Annotated in this window: 14 protein-coding genes; 5 read left to right on the top strand and 9 right to left on the bottom strand. The window is 52.3% G+C overall.

All coding sequences use genetic code 11. The features are described from left to right. Positions 1 to 19: 19 nt before the first annotated feature. On the bottom strand, positions 20 to 685 hold the full coding sequence (locus tag JMJ04_RS11430; RefSeq protein ID WP_201370613.1) for a response regulator: 666 nt from the start codon (positions 683 to 685) through the stop codon (positions 20 to 22). A gap of 173 nt (positions 686 to 858) precedes the next feature. Continuing rightward, positions 859 to 1,764, bottom strand: a complete 906-nt coding sequence (locus JMJ04_RS11425) for a serine/threonine protein kinase (RefSeq protein ID WP_201370612.1) — start codon at positions 1,762 to 1,764, stop codon at positions 859 to 861. Positions 1,765 to 2,157: 393 nt separating this feature from the next. Here JMJ04_RS11425 and JMJ04_RS11420 point away from each other — a divergent pair, with 393 nt between their 5' ends. Together JMJ04_RS11420 and JMJ04_RS11415 are read left to right on the top strand one after the other, a co-directional pair. Then, positions 2,158 to 3,204, top strand: coding sequence for an ABC transporter ATP-binding protein (locus tag JMJ04_RS11420; RefSeq protein WP_201370611.1), 1,047 nt, complete (start codon positions 2,158 to 2,160; stop codon positions 3,202 to 3,204). 2 nt (positions 3,205 to 3,206) lie between these two features. After that, complete coding sequence (locus JMJ04_RS11415; protein WP_201370610.1) at positions 3,207 to 4,103, top strand: ABC transporter permease; 897 nt, start codon at positions 3,207 to 3,209, stop codon at positions 4,101 to 4,103. Between the two features lie 199 nt (positions 4,104 to 4,302). Here the strand turns inward: JMJ04_RS11415 and JMJ04_RS11410 are convergent, their stop codons facing one another. Then, positions 4,303 to 4,497, bottom strand: coding sequence for a hypothetical protein (locus JMJ04_RS11410; RefSeq protein WP_201370609.1), 195 nt, complete (start codon positions 4,495 to 4,497; stop codon positions 4,303 to 4,305). A gap of 127 nt (positions 4,498 to 4,624) precedes the next feature. Between JMJ04_RS11410 and JMJ04_RS11405 the strand changes: the two genes are divergently transcribed. Continuing rightward, entirely contained in the window at positions 4,625 to 7,171 is a 2,547-nt protein-coding gene (locus JMJ04_RS11405; RefSeq protein WP_201370608.1) for a helix-turn-helix domain-containing protein, read from the top strand. A 935-nt stretch (positions 7,172 to 8,106) separates the two neighbouring features. Here the strand turns inward: JMJ04_RS11405 and glmS are convergent. Then, positions 8,107 to 9,978, bottom strand: a complete 1,872-nt coding sequence (gene glmS / locus JMJ04_RS11400; RefSeq protein ID WP_201370607.1) for a glutamine--fructose-6-phosphate transaminase (isomerizing) — start codon at positions 9,976 to 9,978, stop codon at positions 8,107 to 8,109. 969 nt (positions 9,979 to 10,947) lie between these two features. Here glmS and JMJ04_RS11395 point away from each other — a divergent pair. Continuing rightward, positions 10,948 to 11,562 carry a PadR family transcriptional regulator gene (locus JMJ04_RS11395; protein ID WP_201370606.1) on the top strand — a complete coding sequence of 205 codons (615 nt, stop codon included), beginning with the start codon at positions 10,948 to 10,950 and terminating at the stop codon, positions 11,560 to 11,562. 121 nt (positions 11,563 to 11,683) lie between these two features. Then, positions 11,684 to 12,307: a hypothetical protein gene (locus JMJ04_RS11390; protein ID WP_201370605.1), complete on the top strand. Its 624-nt coding sequence runs from the start codon at positions 11,684 to 11,686 to the stop codon at positions 12,305 to 12,307. 86 nt (positions 12,308 to 12,393) lie between these two features. On the opposite strand, the gene JMJ04_RS11385 is transcribed toward JMJ04_RS11390, so the two are convergent. The 5 genes from JMJ04_RS11385 to JMJ04_RS11365 all read right to left on the bottom strand — a co-directional run bounded on the left by JMJ04_RS11385 (position 12,394) and on the right by JMJ04_RS11365 (position 17,944). After that, positions 12,394 to 13,182, bottom strand: coding sequence for an HAD-IIA family hydrolase (locus JMJ04_RS11385; protein WP_201370604.1), 789 nt, complete (start codon positions 13,180 to 13,182; stop codon positions 12,394 to 12,396). 191 nt (positions 13,183 to 13,373) lie between these two features. Continuing rightward, positions 13,374 to 14,921: a chromosomal replication initiator protein DnaA gene (gene dnaA / locus JMJ04_RS11380; protein WP_201370603.1), complete on the bottom strand. Its 1,548-nt coding sequence runs from the start codon at positions 14,919 to 14,921 to the stop codon at positions 13,374 to 13,376. A 43-nt stretch (positions 14,922 to 14,964) separates the two neighbouring features. Further along, a complete protein-coding gene (locus JMJ04_RS11375; protein WP_007908269.1) occupies positions 14,965 to 15,354 on the bottom strand; it encodes a RidA family protein in 390 nt (129 codons plus the stop codon). A 202-nt stretch (positions 15,355 to 15,556) separates the two neighbouring features. Further along, positions 15,557 to 16,528 (bottom strand): protein kinase domain-containing protein, encoded by a 972-nt coding sequence (locus JMJ04_RS11370; protein ID WP_201370602.1) that lies wholly within the window; start codon positions 16,526 to 16,528, stop codon positions 15,557 to 15,559. 183 nt (positions 16,529 to 16,711) lie between these two features. Then, positions 16,712 to 17,944, bottom strand: coding sequence for a TolB-like translocation protein (locus tag JMJ04_RS11365; RefSeq protein WP_201370601.1), 1,233 nt, complete (start codon positions 17,942 to 17,944; stop codon positions 16,712 to 16,714).

The raw sequence follows: 17,944 nt of genomic DNA, 5'->3' as shown, positions 1-17,944 counted from the left end.
CCATAGCTCCCCGAACCACTCACCTGGCCTGGCTCGACTGTAGGCTCTGCTCCTGCTCATCAATAGGAACGAGGTTCAGGCGGGTCGCGTAGAGAGCGGCCTGGGTTCGGCTCTGAACCCCGAGCTTTGAGAGAATATGACGCACATGCGTCTTAACCGTATCCTCGACGATATGCAGATGACGCGCGATATCCTTATTCGAACGTCCCTGGGCAAGCAAGCGCAGTACATCGGCCTCGCGCTCCGTCAGATTCTCGGGCAGGTTGGGTTCACGTACCTCGTGCAGGAGAAAGATAGAGGCTTGAGGGGCAAAGTGCACGTTACCCTGCACCACCTCTTTAATGGCGTGGCAAAGCTCTTCAGCCAGGGCATCCTTCAACAAGTATCCTACAGCGCCCGCCTTGACGGCATGGATGACCGTTGAGCGCTCGACATGATTGCTCAAAATAATCACGCGGGACTCAGGACAGCAGTGGCGCAGCGAGGCCGTGGCGGAGATACCATCCAGTACAGGCATCATCACATCCATAAGCACCACCGCGGGACGCAGGCTTTGCACGAGTTGCACACCAGAGGCGCCATCGGAAGCCTCTCCCACAACCGTAATCTCGGGATCCTCTGTTAGAAATTGGCGCAATCCCTCGCGCACCATACCATGGTCATCCACAATTACCACGCTAATCATAGGGGTCATCTCCTACCTTAGTGCAAAACCACTTGACATAAAGGCGCCGTCACTACTCCTTTTTTATTCTACCAAGCGCTCGTAAATCCGCTTCATTGGAGTATATGCTAGTGTGGGGGAACGCTCGCGGACCGTTCCCCCACACTAGCATATATTTGTGCGTAGTTCACAGGTTAAGAGGTGTGCTTTGCATTAAGAAGGGAGCGCGCCCACTTGAGCGGTCCCCTGGACAGAGTGGGACGCGAGTGGACGGCTTGCTGGAGGGCCTTCATAAAGGCTGCGATATCGGGGAAGCGCCGGGCGGGTTCTTTGGCCAGTGCGCGCATCACCACGCGCTCGATACCTATAGGGACCTCTGGCATCAATACGCGAATAGGTTCTGGTAGTATATAGAGATGCTGGTGGCAGACCTGGGTGGTGCTACCGGAAAAAGGGAAATGGCCACAGAGCCAGGTATAGAGCATAATTCCTAGCGCATATTGATCGCTAGCGGGTTCAGGGCGGCCATGAATCTGCTCTGGTGCGGCATAGAGCGCTGTTCCATTCGAACTATCAGTAGCCTCCTGATAGTGTTTAAGCACGGAGGTCGCTATACCAAAATCGCAGAGCCAGACCTCCTCTTGTGGCCCAAGCAACACATTCTGCGGCTTGACATCGCAGTGCAGCACACCATTATCATGCATATATTGCAGCGCCGCGCCAAGTTGCAGCACATAGGGAAGCACCACGTCTAGGGCGACCCGGCTCTGCTGGGGGAAACGGTCCTGCAAGGTCCCATGTGGTGCATACTCCATGACCAGGAAGGGAATCCGCTCCTCAACGCCAAAATCGAGCACACGCACGATATGCGGATGACGCAAACGCGCCTGCAGGGTAGCCTCTGCCAGGAAGCGCTGAGTATCTCTCCCCGTGGCAAACCAGGTATTGAGCACCTTTACCGCTCCCAGCGTGTGCAAATATTGATGTTCTCCCAGGTAAATCGTCGCGTATCCACCACGCCTGAGCGGACGCAATAGATGATAGCTCCCCAACTGCTCAAGCGTACCCGGTTCAGGAAAATACTGGTTTTGTGTTGACATTGCTGGCATCCAGACACTATCGCTATACTCATAGAACCCTCACCCCCTCAACATGAAAACCTGCCTCATTTCAAGTGTATAGATGTCCTCAACCCGGTGTCATCAACCAAAAGAGTTAAATTCCAGGACATCGACGAGAGATAGAAACATCTACCGTTATAAATAAGTAGAAAATGTGTTAGAGTAGCCGTGTACGCAAGTAGCGGGCCCGCTACTTGCGTACACGGCTACTCTAACACATTACAAACCCAAGCGAGCGCCACAGGCGTGAGGCGTGATGATACAAAGAGACACTAGGACTAGTGGGGTAAGAAGAAGGTCAGAAACAGCACAACACTAGACTAGAACGCAATCATACTGTAGGCTGAGAATAAAAAGATAGGAACCTTACTCATGCAGCAAGAACCGATCTTACGCACAGAGCATTTAACGAAGCGCTTCGGGAAGCGTACCGCCGTGGATAACCTGGCGTTAGAAGTGTTCCGAGGCGATGTCTTTGGTTTGCTAGGTCCCAACGGCTCAGGAAAAACCACCACGATCCGCATGATACTCGGTTTGATCCAACCAAACCAGGGCTCTATCATGCTCATGGGCAAGCAGTCAGAGGATAAGCGTGGCTACCTTGATGCCCTCCGCCGCACGGGCGCGATTGTCGAGCAGCCCACATTCTATCCCTTCCTCTCCGGGCGCGAAAACCTGCGCGGCATGGCGACCTTTGCGGGTCTGGCCAATGACCAGGCAACGCACGCTCGCGTAGAGGAGGTTCTGGAGCAGGTGGGCCTGGCAGAGCGCGCTAACGATAGCTATAAGAAATACTCCCTGGGCATGAAACAGCGCCTGGGCATTGCCGCGGCCCTCCTCAGTCAGCCCGAACTGATTATTCTCGATGAGCCAACCAATGGCCTGGACCCGGCGGGCGTCGTCGAGATTCGCCGCTTTATCGGGCAACTGGCGCAGCAGGGCATCACGGTTATCGTCTCCAGCCATATCTTGCACGAAATTCAACAAGTATGCTCGCGTGTGGCCATTATTAAGTTCGGCAAGCTCCTGGTCCAGGGCAACGTCAATGAACTCCTGGCGGAACGCGAAGGCATCAGCCTGAGCTTTAAATATCCCGAGCAGGCCAGCAAAGCGGAACAGGCCCTCAAGGAAGTTCAGGCCCAGATTCCCTGGATGAAGAGCGTTACCCATACCCAGGCCGAACCGGGCTCCTGGGCAAGCGTAGGCAGCCCGCTTCTTCAGGTTGAGGCTCCCATCGACTACGCCATGGAGGTCAACGCGCTCCTGGGCGAGCGTGGTATCTATGCAGCCGAGATTCGCCGCCAGGAAGCCAGCCTGGAGAAATTCTTCCTGGAACTGACTGGGGAGGACGCGGACTTTAATGAAACTTCGGAGCCAGCCCAGCCCCAACTTTCTACCGGCCAAGGGAGGAATATCTAATTATGAAAGCAGAATCACTGGTTACAAGCATAGAGGTAGCCCCTAGAGGTGGCTGGCTCGCCCAGGTCGCACGCATGGTTGGCTGGAACCTCTACCAGATGCGGCGCCGTGCCATGAGCAAGTGGCTGAGCATTATCTTTGCTCTGCCCCTGATCGTCATGGTCGGCATCTTCCTGACAACCAGCAAACACGATTTACTGGCCTACCCAACCCTATTTCGCCTCTTCGGCTCGATACTTAGCTCGCTGGGGCCGCTCCTGCTGCCAATTCTGGCTGCAACACTTATCGGTAGCGAATATACCTATGGCATCCAACGTCAGTTGCTGGGGCGTGGCATGAGCCGCCTCCAGGTCTATACAGGGCAACTGGCGGCTCTGGCCGTCGTGACCCTGCTGGGAACGGCGATCACCCTCCTGCTGGGTATCATCCTCTCGCTGCTCTTTGGCAACATCTTTGGCGTGCAAATGGCACTCCCCACGGGCGGAGCGTGGCTTGGCCTGCTTACCTACTGGCTGGGGCACTCCCTCAACATCTACTTCTTTGTGACTATCGCTGTTTTCGTCTCGACATTGGGGCGCAATCCCATCGCGGGCACAGCCGTCGCCCTGGGCTACCAGATCTTTGAGACCCTGGTGCGCAGCATTCTCGTCGTCCTGGTCAGCCTCTTCGACCAGAATACCGCCAAGAATCTCATCCACTTCCAGGAGTGGCTCCCCGGCGTGGTCGCTCAGACCATGCTGAGTGGCCCGTCTGGACAGCTCTTCCAGGAGCCGACCAATTCCACCAATAATCCCGACGTTATGAGTCCTACCACGGCGCTCATCGTCCTTATAGTCTACCTGCTCATCCTCATCGTCGGTGGCTACCTCCTCTACAGCCGCCGCGACATGACAGAGTAGGTCAGGCAGTTTGTTATGTTGGACAGGGGCACAGGTGCTGCTGCGCGGCACCTGTGGATCTCGGCCACAGCTCACCCTCCCTGGAAGAGGGCCTGCACTAAACCCTCGAATACGAAATGAAACTCCTGGGTATGAAATTAAAAAGGCCTCCTGGCTCTCAATGAAAGAGGGTCAGGAGGTTCTTCGTTGGCATTAGAACTTACTGCGCGACAAATGTTGCAGTGCTTACAGAAGAAAATCCATAGGTGAAATCAGAAGCCGTCACGTGATATGTCTGGCCACTTACAAGGCCATCGGCCTGAATAGTGGTCGTGAAATTACCGTTTTGATCGGCAGAGATTAGCGCATAGGTACCAGTTGGATAGTAGTAATAGTAGGGATTTGGCGTTCTCATTGTTTTGCATTGTCTTCTGATCCGAAAACTCTAGTGAGCTTGTCCGCGAATGGGGATGGGTTTCGAAATAAGATCTGTTGTTTCCTGAGCGACATAAAGCAAGGAAGTTCCTCACAGGAGTTACTATATGAACACCGGACATATATCCAGGAGTAAGAAAAGCTCTCCACTTCGGAAAGAACGTGAGCGGCATTCCTGGACCCAAAGCGAGGTTGCGGAACGCCTTGGTACAAACCAGATCAATGTAAGTCGCTGGGAGAATGGTATTACGACACCCAGCCCCTTCTACCGTCAGAGACTGAGTGAGCTCTTTGAGAAGAATCCACAAGAGCTAGGCTTTCTTCCCGAAAACGACACAGAGACTGAGACTCCTTTAGATATATCGATATCAGATACAATACACACGCAACTACTCTGGCGCGTTCCTCATCGACGCAATCCACTCTTTACAGGGCGGACAAAAGCTCTTGCGAGCATGAATGACTATTTCAATGCACAGTCTCAAAATAGCCTGCCTCTCGCTTTAAGCGGGCTGGGAGGAACTGGGAAAACACAGATTGCTATTGAATATGCCTATCTTCACCAGAAGGACTACCAGGCTATTTTCTGGCTCTCTGGCTCCAGACATGATGCTTTATACGCAGATTTTGTGGAACTAGCAACGTTGCTTCAGCTAACGCAACGCGATGAACAAGATCAGGACGCGGTTATTCGAGCCGTCAAACGCTGGCTCAACACACACACTCGCTGGTTCCTTATTCTGGATAACATCGATAATCTGAACATGATCAATGAATTTGTGCCAATGCTCGACAAAGGTCACATGCTTATCACAACAAGGCTCCAGGCCCTTGGTGCCTTTGCACACAAATTTGAAATTGAGAACATGAGGCAGGAAGAGAGCGTTACCTTTCTCCTACGTCGTATCAAATCCATCCAGGCGAGTGATGCATTCGCAGAGATAGGCTGCGAAGAGCGAAGGCTGGCAGAAGAAATTTGCACTGAGCTAGGATGCCTACCTCTTGCACTCGATCAGGCTGGTGCGTATATAGAAGAAACTCGTTGTGGCCTGGCTCGGTACCTGCAACTTTACCAGACCAGCCGCAGTCAACTCCTCTCACTTAGGGGGGATACAGCCATGGGGCATCCTGATTCCATCACTACCACCTGGTCGCTCTCTTTCCAACAAATTGCCCAGGCCAGCCGGGAAGCAGCAGATTTTTTGCACTTGCTTGCCTTTCTCAGTCCAGAAGCAATCCCCGAAGAAATTCTTACACTCAGGACAAATAAACCTGAACCCGAACTCCAATTAGCAGCCAGTAATCCATTAAAGTTGGACGCCATCATAAAACTTCTTATGCGTTATTCGCTGATCAGACGAAATCCCGAAGAAAAGACGCTGCACATCCATCGCCTGGTACAGGCCGTCCTTCGCGATGGCTTGGCGCAAGAAGAACAACGCACATGGGCAAGGAGAGCCATACACGCCGTAGATTCAGCTTTTCCTGTTGTTGAGCATCAAAATTGGCATCTATGTCAACGAATTCTCCCGCATGCCCTTTCATGTGCATTCTATATTCAAGAGTATCACCTTGCCTTTCCTGAGGCGGCGCATTTGCTATATAAGGCGGCTGCTTATCTCATGACACGAGGAAATTACGAGCAGGCGGAGCCGCTTCTCCTCAATGCGCTCTCGATCCAGCAAAGCATCCTGGGAGAAAACCATCCAGATACAGCACGCACTTTAAATGACCTTGGCGATCTCTACTTTATCAGAGGTAGCTACAAAGAAGCTGATAGCTACCTACAAAAAGCTCTTAGCGTTCGCCAACAGGTCTCAGGAACCAATCATCCTGACGTAGCAGAGACATTAAATAGGCTGGCAAACCTCTATCGTACACAGGGCAATTACAATTTAGCAATACCCGCGGAGTTAGAGGCGATAAAGATTAGTAAAGCTGTCTTTGGAGGATCAAACCTTCTTGTTGCCAAAAGCTACTATAACCTGGCAAAAATCTATGAAGCACAGGGAGACTATCAGCAAGCTGAGAAATATTGCAAACTAGCGCTACAGATTCAAGAACAGCTTTTAGGAGAAACTCACCCTATCATTCCCTCTAGCCTTAACAGGCTGGCCAGAATTCAGCATAAACAGGGAAAGCTCGAATTAGCAATGCAAAGGAACCAAAAAGCATTGGAACTTCGTAGGCACACCTCGGGTCTCGAACACGAACACATAGCAACTATTCTCAACAGCATAGTTGAAATTCTTCACGATGAAGGAAAGTATCAAGAAGCTCAACCTATGATTGAGCAAGCCTACACTATTCAAGAGCAAGCCCTTGGAAACGAACATCCTTACCTGGCATATACACTTCGCAATAGGGGCTACAACTTTTTCCTGCAAAGCAACTATACCGAGTCTGAAGCAGCTTATAAACGAGCAATATGTCTACGTGAACAAAAACTTGGGGTAGCCCATCCTTATACAGCTATCTTATATTTTGACCTTGCTAAACTCTATATATGTGTAGATAGATTCGATGATGCAGAAGTACATTATCACAAAGCACTGGAAATTTACATAAAAACTTACGGCGCAAATCATCCAGCGACCAGCCGAATTTCAGAAGAGTACATGATGATGTTGGAAGAAAACACAAAAAGTATTTGATGGATTCTATTTAGGTATTTGATAAAAAGATATTGTACTCTATGAAATAGGGCAATTAGAGATGTATTTCCTCCAGATGTTACTGCTTCATATACCTGGAACGTTTCACTTTGCAGAACTTACTTATCAAACGTTGTTGTTCATCACTATCAAGTAGTGATATTTTTCTTGTAATAGTAGGTCTGTATGTCAAAAATTCTTATCATTGGTTCTTCTGGCGCAGAAATTGGGGAAACAAGCCTTTCGATACGAGATTTGACGCTTTACAACAAATTACGCAAGAGCAAAGCTGGATTATTGAGGGAAACTACGCCTACTCTACCCAACCAGCCTGGGAAATGGCTGATACAATTATTTTCCTGGATCTGCCCTTAACTCTGTGTTTACAGCGTGTGATAGAGCGCCATTACTTCTACAACGGGTTGGCTCGCCGTGACCTCCCCCTAGAATGTGTAGATAATTTTGGCCTACAACGAGCAACCAAATTAATTTCATTTTTATACACAAGAAGAAGGAACTACAAAAGCAATTAGCTCAGATCACACCAGGTAAAGTTACCCACCTACAATCGCCTCAAGAGGTAGATGCATTTTTTGAGTTACAAATGCAAAAGGCAAGTACAAAGATAGTAGCCAGCCAAGATGAAACAATCAGTGCTCATTACCCTCAATTGGTCAACTACAAGATTCAGCCCCAACCTATCGATAAAACTCCTTTCAACATAAGTATGCTGATTGTTTACGATATTTTAGTCCTTTACCATAAGCTCTTAACATTGCCTTCTTCCTGCTTGGTAGACATAAGTAAGATATGGCAAGTAACTCTGACAGCTATGAATATAAAAAGAACAAGGCCCATAACCACCAGAGTGGATTGTGAGCCTCGCTCTTCAGCATTAGAGCTTGAAACAATATTTAACCCTATTCAGCAATCGCCTATTCCACGGTGACGGATTTGGCCAGGTTGCGAGGCTGGTCGACGTTGCAGCCGCGGGCGACGGCGACGTGATAGGCGAAGAGCTGGAGCGGGATGCTCGCCAGCAGTGGGCTGAAGATCTCCAGGGTCGCGGGGACATAGAGGACGTCGTGGGCATGCTGCTTGATCTTCTCGTCGCCTTCGGTGGCGACGACGATGACGCGGGCGTCGCGCGCACGCACCTCCTGGATGTTGCTCACGACCTTGTCGTAGACGTGGGAGGCGGTGGCGACGGCAACCAGAGGTGTCTCGGGATCAAGCAGGGCAATGGAGCCGTGCTTGAGTTCGCCCGCGGGAAAGCCCTCGGCATGGATATAAGAGATCTCTTTGAGCTTGAGCGCACCCTCCAGGGCCGTGGGGAAGCCAACACCACGCCCGATAAACATCATGCTGCGCGCCTGAGCCATCTCTTGCGCAAGCGGCGCGATGACGTCATCAGGGCTATTAGCATGCTCCAGGATGCTCTGGATCTGCTCGGGCAGGCGCTCAAACGCGTTCAGAATTTCGCGCATCTGCTCAGGCTGAATATACCCGCTGAGCTGGCCCAGGTAGAGGCCAAGCTGGTACAGCACGGCCACCGAGTTGATGAAGGACTTGGTGGCGACGACGCAGATCTCGGGACCCGCGTGCAAGTAGAGCACGGCGTCAGAGAGGCGCGTAATGGCGCTGGCGACGACGTTGGTAATGGCGATCACGGTCGCGCCATGCTCACGCGCCTGGCGAATACCGACAATGGTGTCCAGCGTCTCGCCCGACTGAGTGACAGCAATACAGAGTGTGTCGGGTCCAACAATGGGTTCACAGTAGCGGAACTCAGAGGCGGTAATGGTCTCAACCGGGATGCGCGTCCACTTTTCGATGGCGTACTTGGCCAGCAGGCCCGCGTGATAGGATGAGCCACAGGCCACCACGATGATACGGCGCAGGTTCTCCAGGGCGCCAGAGGCACGCAACGGCTCCAGTTCGGGCAGGCACAGCTCACCTTCATGCACACGACCCAGGAGGGCGCGGTGCAGGGACTCAGGCTGCTCGTTGATCTCCTTGATGGCGAAGTGAGGGTAGCCACCCTTCTCAGCCGCCTCGATATCCCATTCGACGGTGAGGGGCTTGCGCAGTACAACACTGCCCGCCTGATCGGTGATAGTGACGCCATGGGGGCGCAGCTCGGCGACCTCGCCCTCTTCTAGCACAATGATGTTGCGTGTATGCTTGAGCAGGGCGGGAATGTCAGAGGCGAGGAAGTTCTCGTTCTCGCCCAAGCCAACGATCAGAGGACCACCATTGTGGCGCGCACCTACCAGCAGGTCGGGCTGCTCACGGCTGACCACAGCGATGGCATAGGTCCCTTCGACGCGCTTGAGCGCGAGGCGCACGGCCTGGACCAGGTCATGGTTGGCCTCGCCGAGGTAGGCCTGCTCTACCAGGTGGACCAGTACCTCGGTATCGGTCTCGGATTGGAAAGTGTGACCACTGGCGCTGAGCTCCTGGCGCAGGTCGGCATAGTTTTCGATGATGCCGTTGTGGACGAGCGAGAGTGTGCCAGAGCAATCTGTATGGGGATGAGCATTACTATCATTAGGGCGTCCATGAGTGGCCCAGCGCGTATGGCCAATGCCAAGCGTGCCCTCACCTGGACGCGAACCGTTGGAGACGGATGCTACAAGGTTGGCGATCTTGCCAACACGGCGATGCAATTCAAGCTTGCCTGCCGTGGTAAGAACAGCGATACCGGCGGAATCGTAACCGCGATATTCGAGTTTACTGAGTCCTTCAAGCAATATAGTCGTAACATCGGTGCTCTCAGGCCCGACGTAGCCAATGATACCACACATGGAGGAAGGTATCCTTTCTTCATGTCGCAGAGCACGTGGGGTTAATAGGCATGCGCGACCAGGCGGGAAGAAGGGCATAATCTCCCTTCACTTCTCCTGCTTGAGTCCTTATGCGAAAACCAATCCCCTTTCGGGGGCGCAGCGCCCGCTCTCGCGGCTAGCGCTAGCGCGCTCAGGTCTTCGAAAGGCACTAAGCTGGAAAAAGCGCACAAAACCCCGGGCCAGGAGCAACAAATTCTGAAAAAAGACTCCTGGCAATGTACTCTTGCTTGCTCACTGTGAGTATATTGTCCCCGGCGTTACCACCCGGTTTTGTCGACCCACTTCTCAGGGCTGTGATCGGCCCTGGAGGCTCCCCGCTGATGCTCCGAACAGCCTCCTCCTCGTCAACCAGGCCTCCTCCTCAGCCTGGTCCATGCGCTACTCAATCCAGTCCAATAGTCATATTTTTCCGTAAGCCTATGCACGACTTATCTACCTACATAAACGAAGAAGAGAATCAAAAGTCGCACATGTACCTGCTTGCGTAAGCGATATTGGATATTTGGAAGCTTACGCACCTTTAACGGAGCTTACGTGTCTCTATGTTGAGTATAACATAGGGCAAGTAACCGCTGATACTTATGCCCTATCTATAGGACGTTTTTGGGATAGAAATAGTAGACATTAGGCAGAACTTGAAAAAACCAGAGAGGAGGAGTAATGTATCTACAAGATATATTTCCCTGGCACTGGCCTTCTTAAATTGCTTCTGCTGGGAAATTGGGAAACGCACAAAACCTGGTAGGGACCAGCTTTAGCGCGTCCGAAGGCGATTGATCGCCTGTGGGCGCAGCTCCAAATATTCGCAGGCAACATTTCGCATAATGGGTCGCACATTCCTGGCAAAAACAGGCTTACGCCACACTGCCATGAATGGTATTTGGACGCGCTAAAGCTGGTCCCTACCGGAAGAGGATAAGTGGCTTTATGTCAGTTGATCATATTGTGCTGGGTATCATCGGCCTGGCGCCCAGTACGGGCTATGATATGCGCGCCGAGATTGAGAAGGGCAGCATTGGTCTCCTTTCGGCGCTGAGCTTTGGCAGTATCTATCCCCGTGTACGCGCACTTCAGGACGAAGGCTTTGTACGTATGGAGCAAGAGGATAAAGATGGGCGTAAACGCAAGCTCTATGAATTGACGGCCAAGGGTTGGCAAGAACTCCAGCGCTGGCTTATGGACGAAGAGGCGGCCTATCCTCTCCCCATGCGCGACGAACTCCTGGTGAAGATCCTCTTCTGGGGCATCGCTGGCGCGGAGCGCCACACCCTGCGAGAGCATCTACAGGCGCGCCGCGAGGAATCAGAGGAGCTGCTCACCTACTTGCGCAGCCTACAAAGCGACGGCGTCACCTTTATTGATGAATATGGCATGCTGGTCTTCTCATACATGGAATCAAAGATTGAGGGCGAGCTGGCCTGGATTGAGAAGGCCAGCACTCAACTCTTACAGGAGCCAGAACTGCCTCCCCAGGACCCCAAATGGCTGGCGGTTCTCCAGAAGGCACGCCGCAAAAAAGCCCTGGGCGAAAGCGAGGAATAGTCATAGATGACTTTTGCCGAGGATTCGCCTTGTTGCTCTTGACGAGACACACAAAACGCACTATGGTACTAGGTAAAGCATTGCTAATTCAGTAGATCATATAGTAGAGGTAAGCTCTCGCATGGAACTCTTAGACTTCACGATTCTCGTGCTCTCGTTTGTTATTGTTGTCTTTTTGGCAGCAATTCTCTTTATTCGCCCGTCGAGAGCTGTCCTCATAGCCTCGCTTCTTGGCGGCCTGGTCCTGGCACTGGTCAATGTACTCTTTGACGTAATTGCCGCCTATGCCAATTTCTGGCACTACGTGTTTACCGCTCCCAAACCAAGCCAGCGCTTCCCCTGGAATATCGATCCCCAGGCGTTCTATCACCTGGTGACGCACTTCCCTGTGACATACTATATCAGCACTGGCCTGGTCTATGGCTCAATCGTCTATCTGCTCATCTGGCGCTTTGAGAAGGGACCTAAAGCCTGGTTCGCCAAACTGCTCCTCTTTGGCATCCCCCTGTTCTGCATCCTGCGCGATGTGTATGGGGCAGCCACACATACCGCGTACCTGCACTGGGACAGCATGGGTGGCATCGTACTCACTGTCCTGCTCTGGCCCATCGCTTTCTATGCAGGCTATCTGCTCTTCAAAAAGCTTGCTCCCTCACACCAGGTCATTGAGGCTCAGCGCCAGGAAGAGGAAGAGCGCGAGGCGGCCCGCATTCAAGCCCTCAAAGCTGCTTCCTCCCAGCAGTAATCTTTTTGCTTTGTAGTGAAGTAACGAATAAGCGGATTGGGCCGGTAGAGCCGGCCCAATCCGCTTATTCGTTACTTCACTACAAATTACTCCTGGACGTCCTGAAGGACGGAGGCTAGATTTTCATAGACATGATCGGGCTGAATCGTCGAGCGCTCAAGCGTCTCACGGCTGGCACGACCAGAGAGGACGAGCAGTGTGTGTGTTCCCGCCGACTTACCCGCCAGGATATCGACCTCCAGGCCATCACCAACCATGACCGTCTCCTCTGGCTGGCTACCAAGCGTCTGCATGGCCTCCACCAGTAGACCCGGCTGAGGTTTGCCTATGACCTCGGGCGTCACGGAACTGCCCGCCTCGATGGCGGCCACCATCGTACCAGTACCGGCGATAAAGCCATCGGCAACTGGCAGCAAGGGATCGCGATTAATGGCGACAAAGGCCGCACCGTTACGGACAGCATGCACTGCCGCAGTCAGCTTCTCATAGGTAAACTGGCGATCTAGCCCGACCAGAACAGCATCGACATGCTCTTCCTGGGTGTCGGCAAGCTTTAAATTATGCTCATGCGCGATATCATACAGAGGACGCTCACCAATCAGGTGAATGGTCCCATTAGGGAAACGGCGTGCGATCTGTTTAACCGCGGCCTGGCCAGCCCCAAGCACATGCTCAAGGCTTGTATCAATGCCCAGACCAATAAGCTTATCCAGGACCTGCTGCTCACTGGCAAACGAGTTATTGGTCAGAAAGAGGTATTTCTTCCCTGTCAGTTCAAGCCAGTCCACAAACTCCTTCGCGCCCGGCACCAGGGTATCCCCACGGTAAACGACGCCATCCAGGTCAATCAGATAGGTTGTATATGATGGTAACATACTTCTCCAAATACATGCATGTTATTATATGCTTCTATTATATCGTCTAAAAACGGGACTAGACAAAAATAAAAAATCGGCCAACGCAGAAAAAACGAGAGTTGGTAGGAAGAATGGGGGAGTATAGAGTAATATGTGGATATGCAGGCGTTGGCGACACTTGGCCGCCAACGCCTGCATATCCACCTCCTCTAATCGCGTAAGAGCTGCTCGCGGATGGTGGAGACATCCTGGCGCAGGGTGGGATTCTGTTTGAGGTTGCGCTCAATCTTTTCGCAGGCGTGGAGCACTGTGCTATGGTCACGCTTACCGAAGAGCTGGCCAATTTCAAACAGTGAGATCTGAGTCTCCTGGCGAATTAAATACATCGCGACCTGGCGCGGAACCACGATATGCTTATCGCGCTGTTTGCTACACATCGCTTCAAAGGAGACACGGTAGTAATCAGCGACGGCCTGCGCGATTTGACGCCCATCCAGGTGCGTTTCACGGTGATCCGCCCCCAACGAGGACATGGCGGCACGTGCCACGTCTAGCGTTAAATCTACGCGATGCAACTGCTGATAAGCCATCAAGCGATTGAGGCAGCCCTCTAGCTCACGAATGTTCGTCTGCACACGACCCGCAATATACGAGATGATCTCGTCAGGGACTCGGTAGTGCAAGGCATCCGCCTTGACGCGCAGAATCGCCATACGTGTCTCTAGATCTGGCGGCTGGATATCTGCCACCAAGCCCCACTCAAAGCGCGAACGCAGACGCTCTTCCAGGCTGGCAATGGCCTTGGGCGGGCGATCACTACAGATCACAATCTGCTTGCTCATCTCATGCAGGCTGTTAAAGGTGTGAAAGAACTCCTCCTCGGTCGACTCCTTGCCAGCGATAAACTGGATATCGTCAACGAGCAGAATATCAACCGAGCGATACTTGGCACGAAACTCCTCGGTCGTACGGTAACGAATGGCGTTAATGATCTCATTGGTAAACTGCTCGGAGGAGACATAGAGGACCGCCAGCCCTGTCTGCACCCCCTGCTGACCAATAGCATGTAGCAGGTGAGTCTTTCCCAGTCCGACACCTCCATAGAGGAAGAGCGGGTTATACGACTCACCGGGAGCCTCGGCAACCGCCAGTGAGGCGGCATGAGCCAGTCGATTACTGCTACCTACAATAAAGGTATCGAAGCTATACCGAGGATTAAGGCGATTATTTGTCAATATGCCTGACCGCTGCTCATTCTCCCATTGCTCCTGTTGAGAAGCCACACCAGCCTGGAATGACTGATAAGATGCTGCGTTTTGCTCATACGACGGCGCTTCAGGTGTGCGCGCTGCTTTATGGGGAATACTGCGGTTAATACTGCGATCGTAGAAGTTATATCCATTCTGCGCCCCCGATGTCGATGCGGCCAGGTGCGGTGTCGCGACCTCTTCCTGAGCTGGCAAGGACTCCTCGCCTGGCTCATGAGTCACTTCAAGCACAATGGTCCGCCCCGTTACCTCTTGTAAGGCCTCTTCCATTACTTCTAGCCAGTGCGAGGTCAGGACATCACGAGCAAGGTCATTATGCACTTGCAGCGAGAGATAAAGCGATTCCGTCTCCTCATGCGCGCCACCTTCAGTAGTCTGAGAGGCAAGTAGATGAGCCTCTTGCAACCACTGACGCGTGACAGGGTCCAGCGACTCGTGTTGCAGCAACCGCTCAAGCGTCGAGCGCCAAATCGTAGCAGTGTTCACCATGTACTCCAGTAGGGCATAGCAGCTCTCGTACTAGTTGCTTAAACTAGTCCTCGGCCAAAGCAACGCATTCAATCTCGACCAAGGATTTGCGTGGTAAGTCAGCGACTGCAATCGCCGAACGAGCAGGGAGGATGTCACCGGTGAAGTAAGTCGCGTAAACGGCATTCATGGCTTGAAAGTGATCCATGGTTGTCAGGAAAACGGTTGTCTTGACGACCTTCTGGAGGGAGGAACCCGCAGCCTCTAGCACTGCGCGCAGATTCTGTAACACCTGGTGCGTCTGAGCGGTTACATCTGCACCGACAATCTCACCACTGGTTGGGTCCAGGGGAATCTGCCCGGAGGTGTAGATAAACTGTCCATAACGAATGGCCTGGCTATAAGGGCCAATAGCGGCCGGAGCATTAGCAGTCTGAATCTTCTCACGTTCCATAAATGTTGTTCTCCACTCCTGATATTTTTATTAATTGTATGTGCGACCCTTTGCTTAAATTCTCGCACCTGCGGCGCTCACTTGGGAAAGGTGTGTATGCTATTTAGGTAAGTCACACAGACGAAAATGTGCAGGAGACATCCTCTATCCTAAAAGATGAGAAAAGTCTCCTGCCTCTCCTTATGCAAACAGGCGCTAACTCCTAGTAAGGTCCACGCCCTGAGGGTGGTACTCGCCCCTGCCCATCGATGCCCGGATTATATTGGGGGGGATACATCTGCGCAGCAGGCGTGGTTGCGGGCCTCGCTTTGCTGATCTCACGCGCGCACTGGCGCAAGGTTTGCTGCATCTCGGCTGCGGATGTAAAGCGGTCCTCCGGCTCCTTCTGTAACGTTCGCATCACCACCTGCTCAACAGCGGGAGGAACATTTGGATTGAAGGGACGCAAAGGCGGAGGCTGCGCCGAGGCATGTTGCATGGCAATGGAGACGGCGGTTGGACCCACAAAAGGTGGTCTCCCAGCAAGCATCTCAAACATTACAACGCCGAGAGAATAGAGGTCAGACGAAGCGGTCAATGTCTCGCCGCGAGCCTGCTCTGGAGAAAGATAATCGGCGGTTCCCAACACAATACCACTATTCGTCAGTCCGGCATCCTCAGCCACACGCACGATACCAAAGTCTGTAAGCTTTACCCATGCTCCGCCATCGCTCAGACCACCGCCTGCGTTACCGCTACGGGCAAGCATAATATTCTGCGGCTTAATATCGCGATGAATAAAGCCTCGCGCATGCGCAACCTGGAGCACGGCGCATACCTGGGAGGCAATCTCTATCGCCTCGCGCGCCTGTAGCTGCCGACGCTGCCCAATTAATTGCTTTAATGTCGGGCCATGAATATATTCCATGACCAGGAAATACTGGCCCGCTTCTTCTACAAAGTCATAAATAGTTACGGCGTTGGGGTGCGCGAGCGCAGCGGCGGCGCGTGCCTCTCGGCGGAAACGTTCCACAGCTCGCGCATCACTCTTATCAAGTGAGCGCAAAACTTTGGCCGCCACGATACGTTCTACGCGATGATCCCAGGTTTTGAAGACGCTGGCCATACCGCCAGTAGCGATATGCTCGCGAATTTCGTACCGTCCAGCAATTAAAGTGCCTTCGAATTGGTTCAACGTACCTACCTCAAGCGACCTGGGTCAGGTGAAAGTAAGACAAAAATAAAGTTTAAATCTGCACGTTCAGAGGGTAGTATATCATCAATGCGTTATGTCGTCGAGTTTTTAGGAGTAGGAGGTGTATATGTGCATGGAGAGCGGGCAAATGCCCACTTCCCATGCACACATATACCGCCAAATCTACTTCACCCAGATGGGGCGAGAGTCGGCGTTGATTCTGTTGTTGGTGTCAGTCAACTGAATGGGATTACCAGTAAGCTTGTAGTTGCCTTTCGTATCCACGTTCAAGTGCGCCAGCCAGAGATCAAAGGCACCATTGGTGTAGGTTATATACGCCAGGGACTTGCCATCAGGCGACCAGACAGGCTGACACACATACTGGCCCTTCACGATCAACTGAGCCGACTTGTATGGTGTGGTCCCCTGTTGATCCGCGGCATCGCCGGGCGTGGCAGTGATCCCTTTAGGAACCTTCTGGACATAGATGCTTAACTGATCACTTGTGTTCTCGCTACGAGTGTAGGCGATAGAATCACCCGTGGGCGAGAAGATGGGTTGATAGTTGCGTACGTTCGAATCCTCAGGCGTGAGCGCGACACCGGTATCGGGCTGGCTTTTGGCTACTCCTGGACGATACTTATATGGATTGTTAGCAATCAGAGTCGAGTCAGCCAGGTAAATCTGAGTCAGCAAATTAGAAGAGTTTTTAGGGTCATAGGTGTAGTGTGTATAGATGATTTCTTTTGGTGTGTTCGGGCGGAAAGCCACGTCCCGGTCACCACCAGCCCCGTAATCGCTATAAGCTACATATTGGGGCGTATCGGTTCCAGGATCAGAGACTGGCACGGTAAACACCTGAGGGTCCAATAGGGGGGCATTCTGACCCGTAGCCTGGTACCAGTTCTCTTTACCAAAGTCACTGGCAAAAAGAATAGACTTTCCATCTGCCGAGAAGGAAGGCTGCCCGATCCAGTTGGCCCGCGATTTCACAAAGCCATCTATATTGTAGTAGCTTCCCTGGCCGCTACGAATGACCTTGATCTTACCACCTTCAGCGGGCATAGTTGCAATATCAGAGTAGTCGCCACGCCGAATCACAAAGATAAGCTGCTTACCATCAGGCGATATCGCGGGATCGCGTACATCCAGACCCTGGGTCAGCTGCTTGAGATTGCGCTGGCTATCAAGCTCGTACAGGTTGCGATCAATCGTAAAGTAAAACTTCCCACTAAACACTGCCTGGTCGGTCTTATTGATGCCAATCGAGGTCCCATCTTTCGTCGTCTGCTTGGTATCAAAGGTATTGCTCTTGTCATTACCAATGCCTAAACAACCTTGCAAACTAAATGCAAGCAATACCAGAAGCGCCAGCACGCTATACTGTCTACATCTAACCTGTATATTTCTCTTCAT

Source organism: Ktedonobacter robiniae, from assembly GCF_016587375.1.
GTDB lineage: Bacteria > Chloroflexota > Ktedonobacteria > Ktedonobacterales > Ktedonobacteraceae > Ktedonobacter > Ktedonobacter robiniae.
The sequence above is the reverse complement of the archived record's forward strand: the minus strand, read 5'-3'. Positions and strand labels throughout refer to the sequence as shown.

Excerpts from the sequence above, each read along its gene's own strand:
- JMJ04_RS11420 (WP_201370611.1), top strand. The coding sequence starts at position 2,158 with ATGCAGCAAGAACCGATCTTACGCACAGAGCATTTAACGAAGCGCTTC.
- JMJ04_RS11395 (WP_201370606.1), top strand. The coding sequence starts at position 10,948 with ATGTCAGTTGATCATATTGTGCTGGGTATCATCGGCCTGGCGCCCAGT.
- JMJ04_RS11385 (WP_201370604.1), bottom strand. The coding sequence starts at position 13,182 with ATGTTACCATCATATACAACCTATCTGATTGACCTGGATGGCGTCGTT.
- JMJ04_RS11430 (WP_201370613.1), bottom strand. The coding sequence starts at position 685 with ATGATTAGCGTGGTAATTGTGGATGACCATGGTATGGTGCGCGAGGGA.
- JMJ04_RS11415 (WP_201370610.1), top strand. The coding sequence starts at position 3,207 with ATGAAAGCAGAATCACTGGTTACAAGCATAGAGGTAGCCCCTAGAGGT.
- JMJ04_RS11365 (WP_201370601.1), bottom strand. The coding sequence starts at position 17,944 with ATGAAGAGAAATATACAGGTTAGATGTAGACAGTATAGCGTGCTGGCG.
- JMJ04_RS11425 (WP_201370612.1), bottom strand. The coding sequence starts at position 1,764 with ATGTCAACACAAAACCAGTATTTTCCTGAACCGGGTACGCTTGAGCAG.
- JMJ04_RS11375 (WP_007908269.1), bottom strand. The coding sequence starts at position 15,354 with ATGGAACGTGAGAAGATTCAGACTGCTAATGCTCCGGCCGCTATTGGC.
- JMJ04_RS11405 (WP_201370608.1), top strand. The coding sequence starts at position 4,625 with ATGAACACCGGACATATATCCAGGAGTAAGAAAAGCTCTCCACTTCGG.
- glmS (WP_201370607.1), bottom strand. The coding sequence starts at position 9,978 with ATGTGTGGTATCATTGGCTACGTCGGGCCTGAGAGCACCGATGTTACG.
- JMJ04_RS11410 (WP_201370609.1), bottom strand. The coding sequence starts at position 4,497 with ATGAGAACGCCAAATCCCTACTATTACTACTATCCAACTGGTACCTAT.
- dnaA (WP_201370603.1), bottom strand. The coding sequence starts at position 14,921 with ATGGTGAACACTGCTACGATTTGGCGCTCGACGCTTGAGCGGTTGCTG.
- JMJ04_RS11390 (WP_201370605.1), top strand. The coding sequence starts at position 11,684 with ATGGAACTCTTAGACTTCACGATTCTCGTGCTCTCGTTTGTTATTGTT.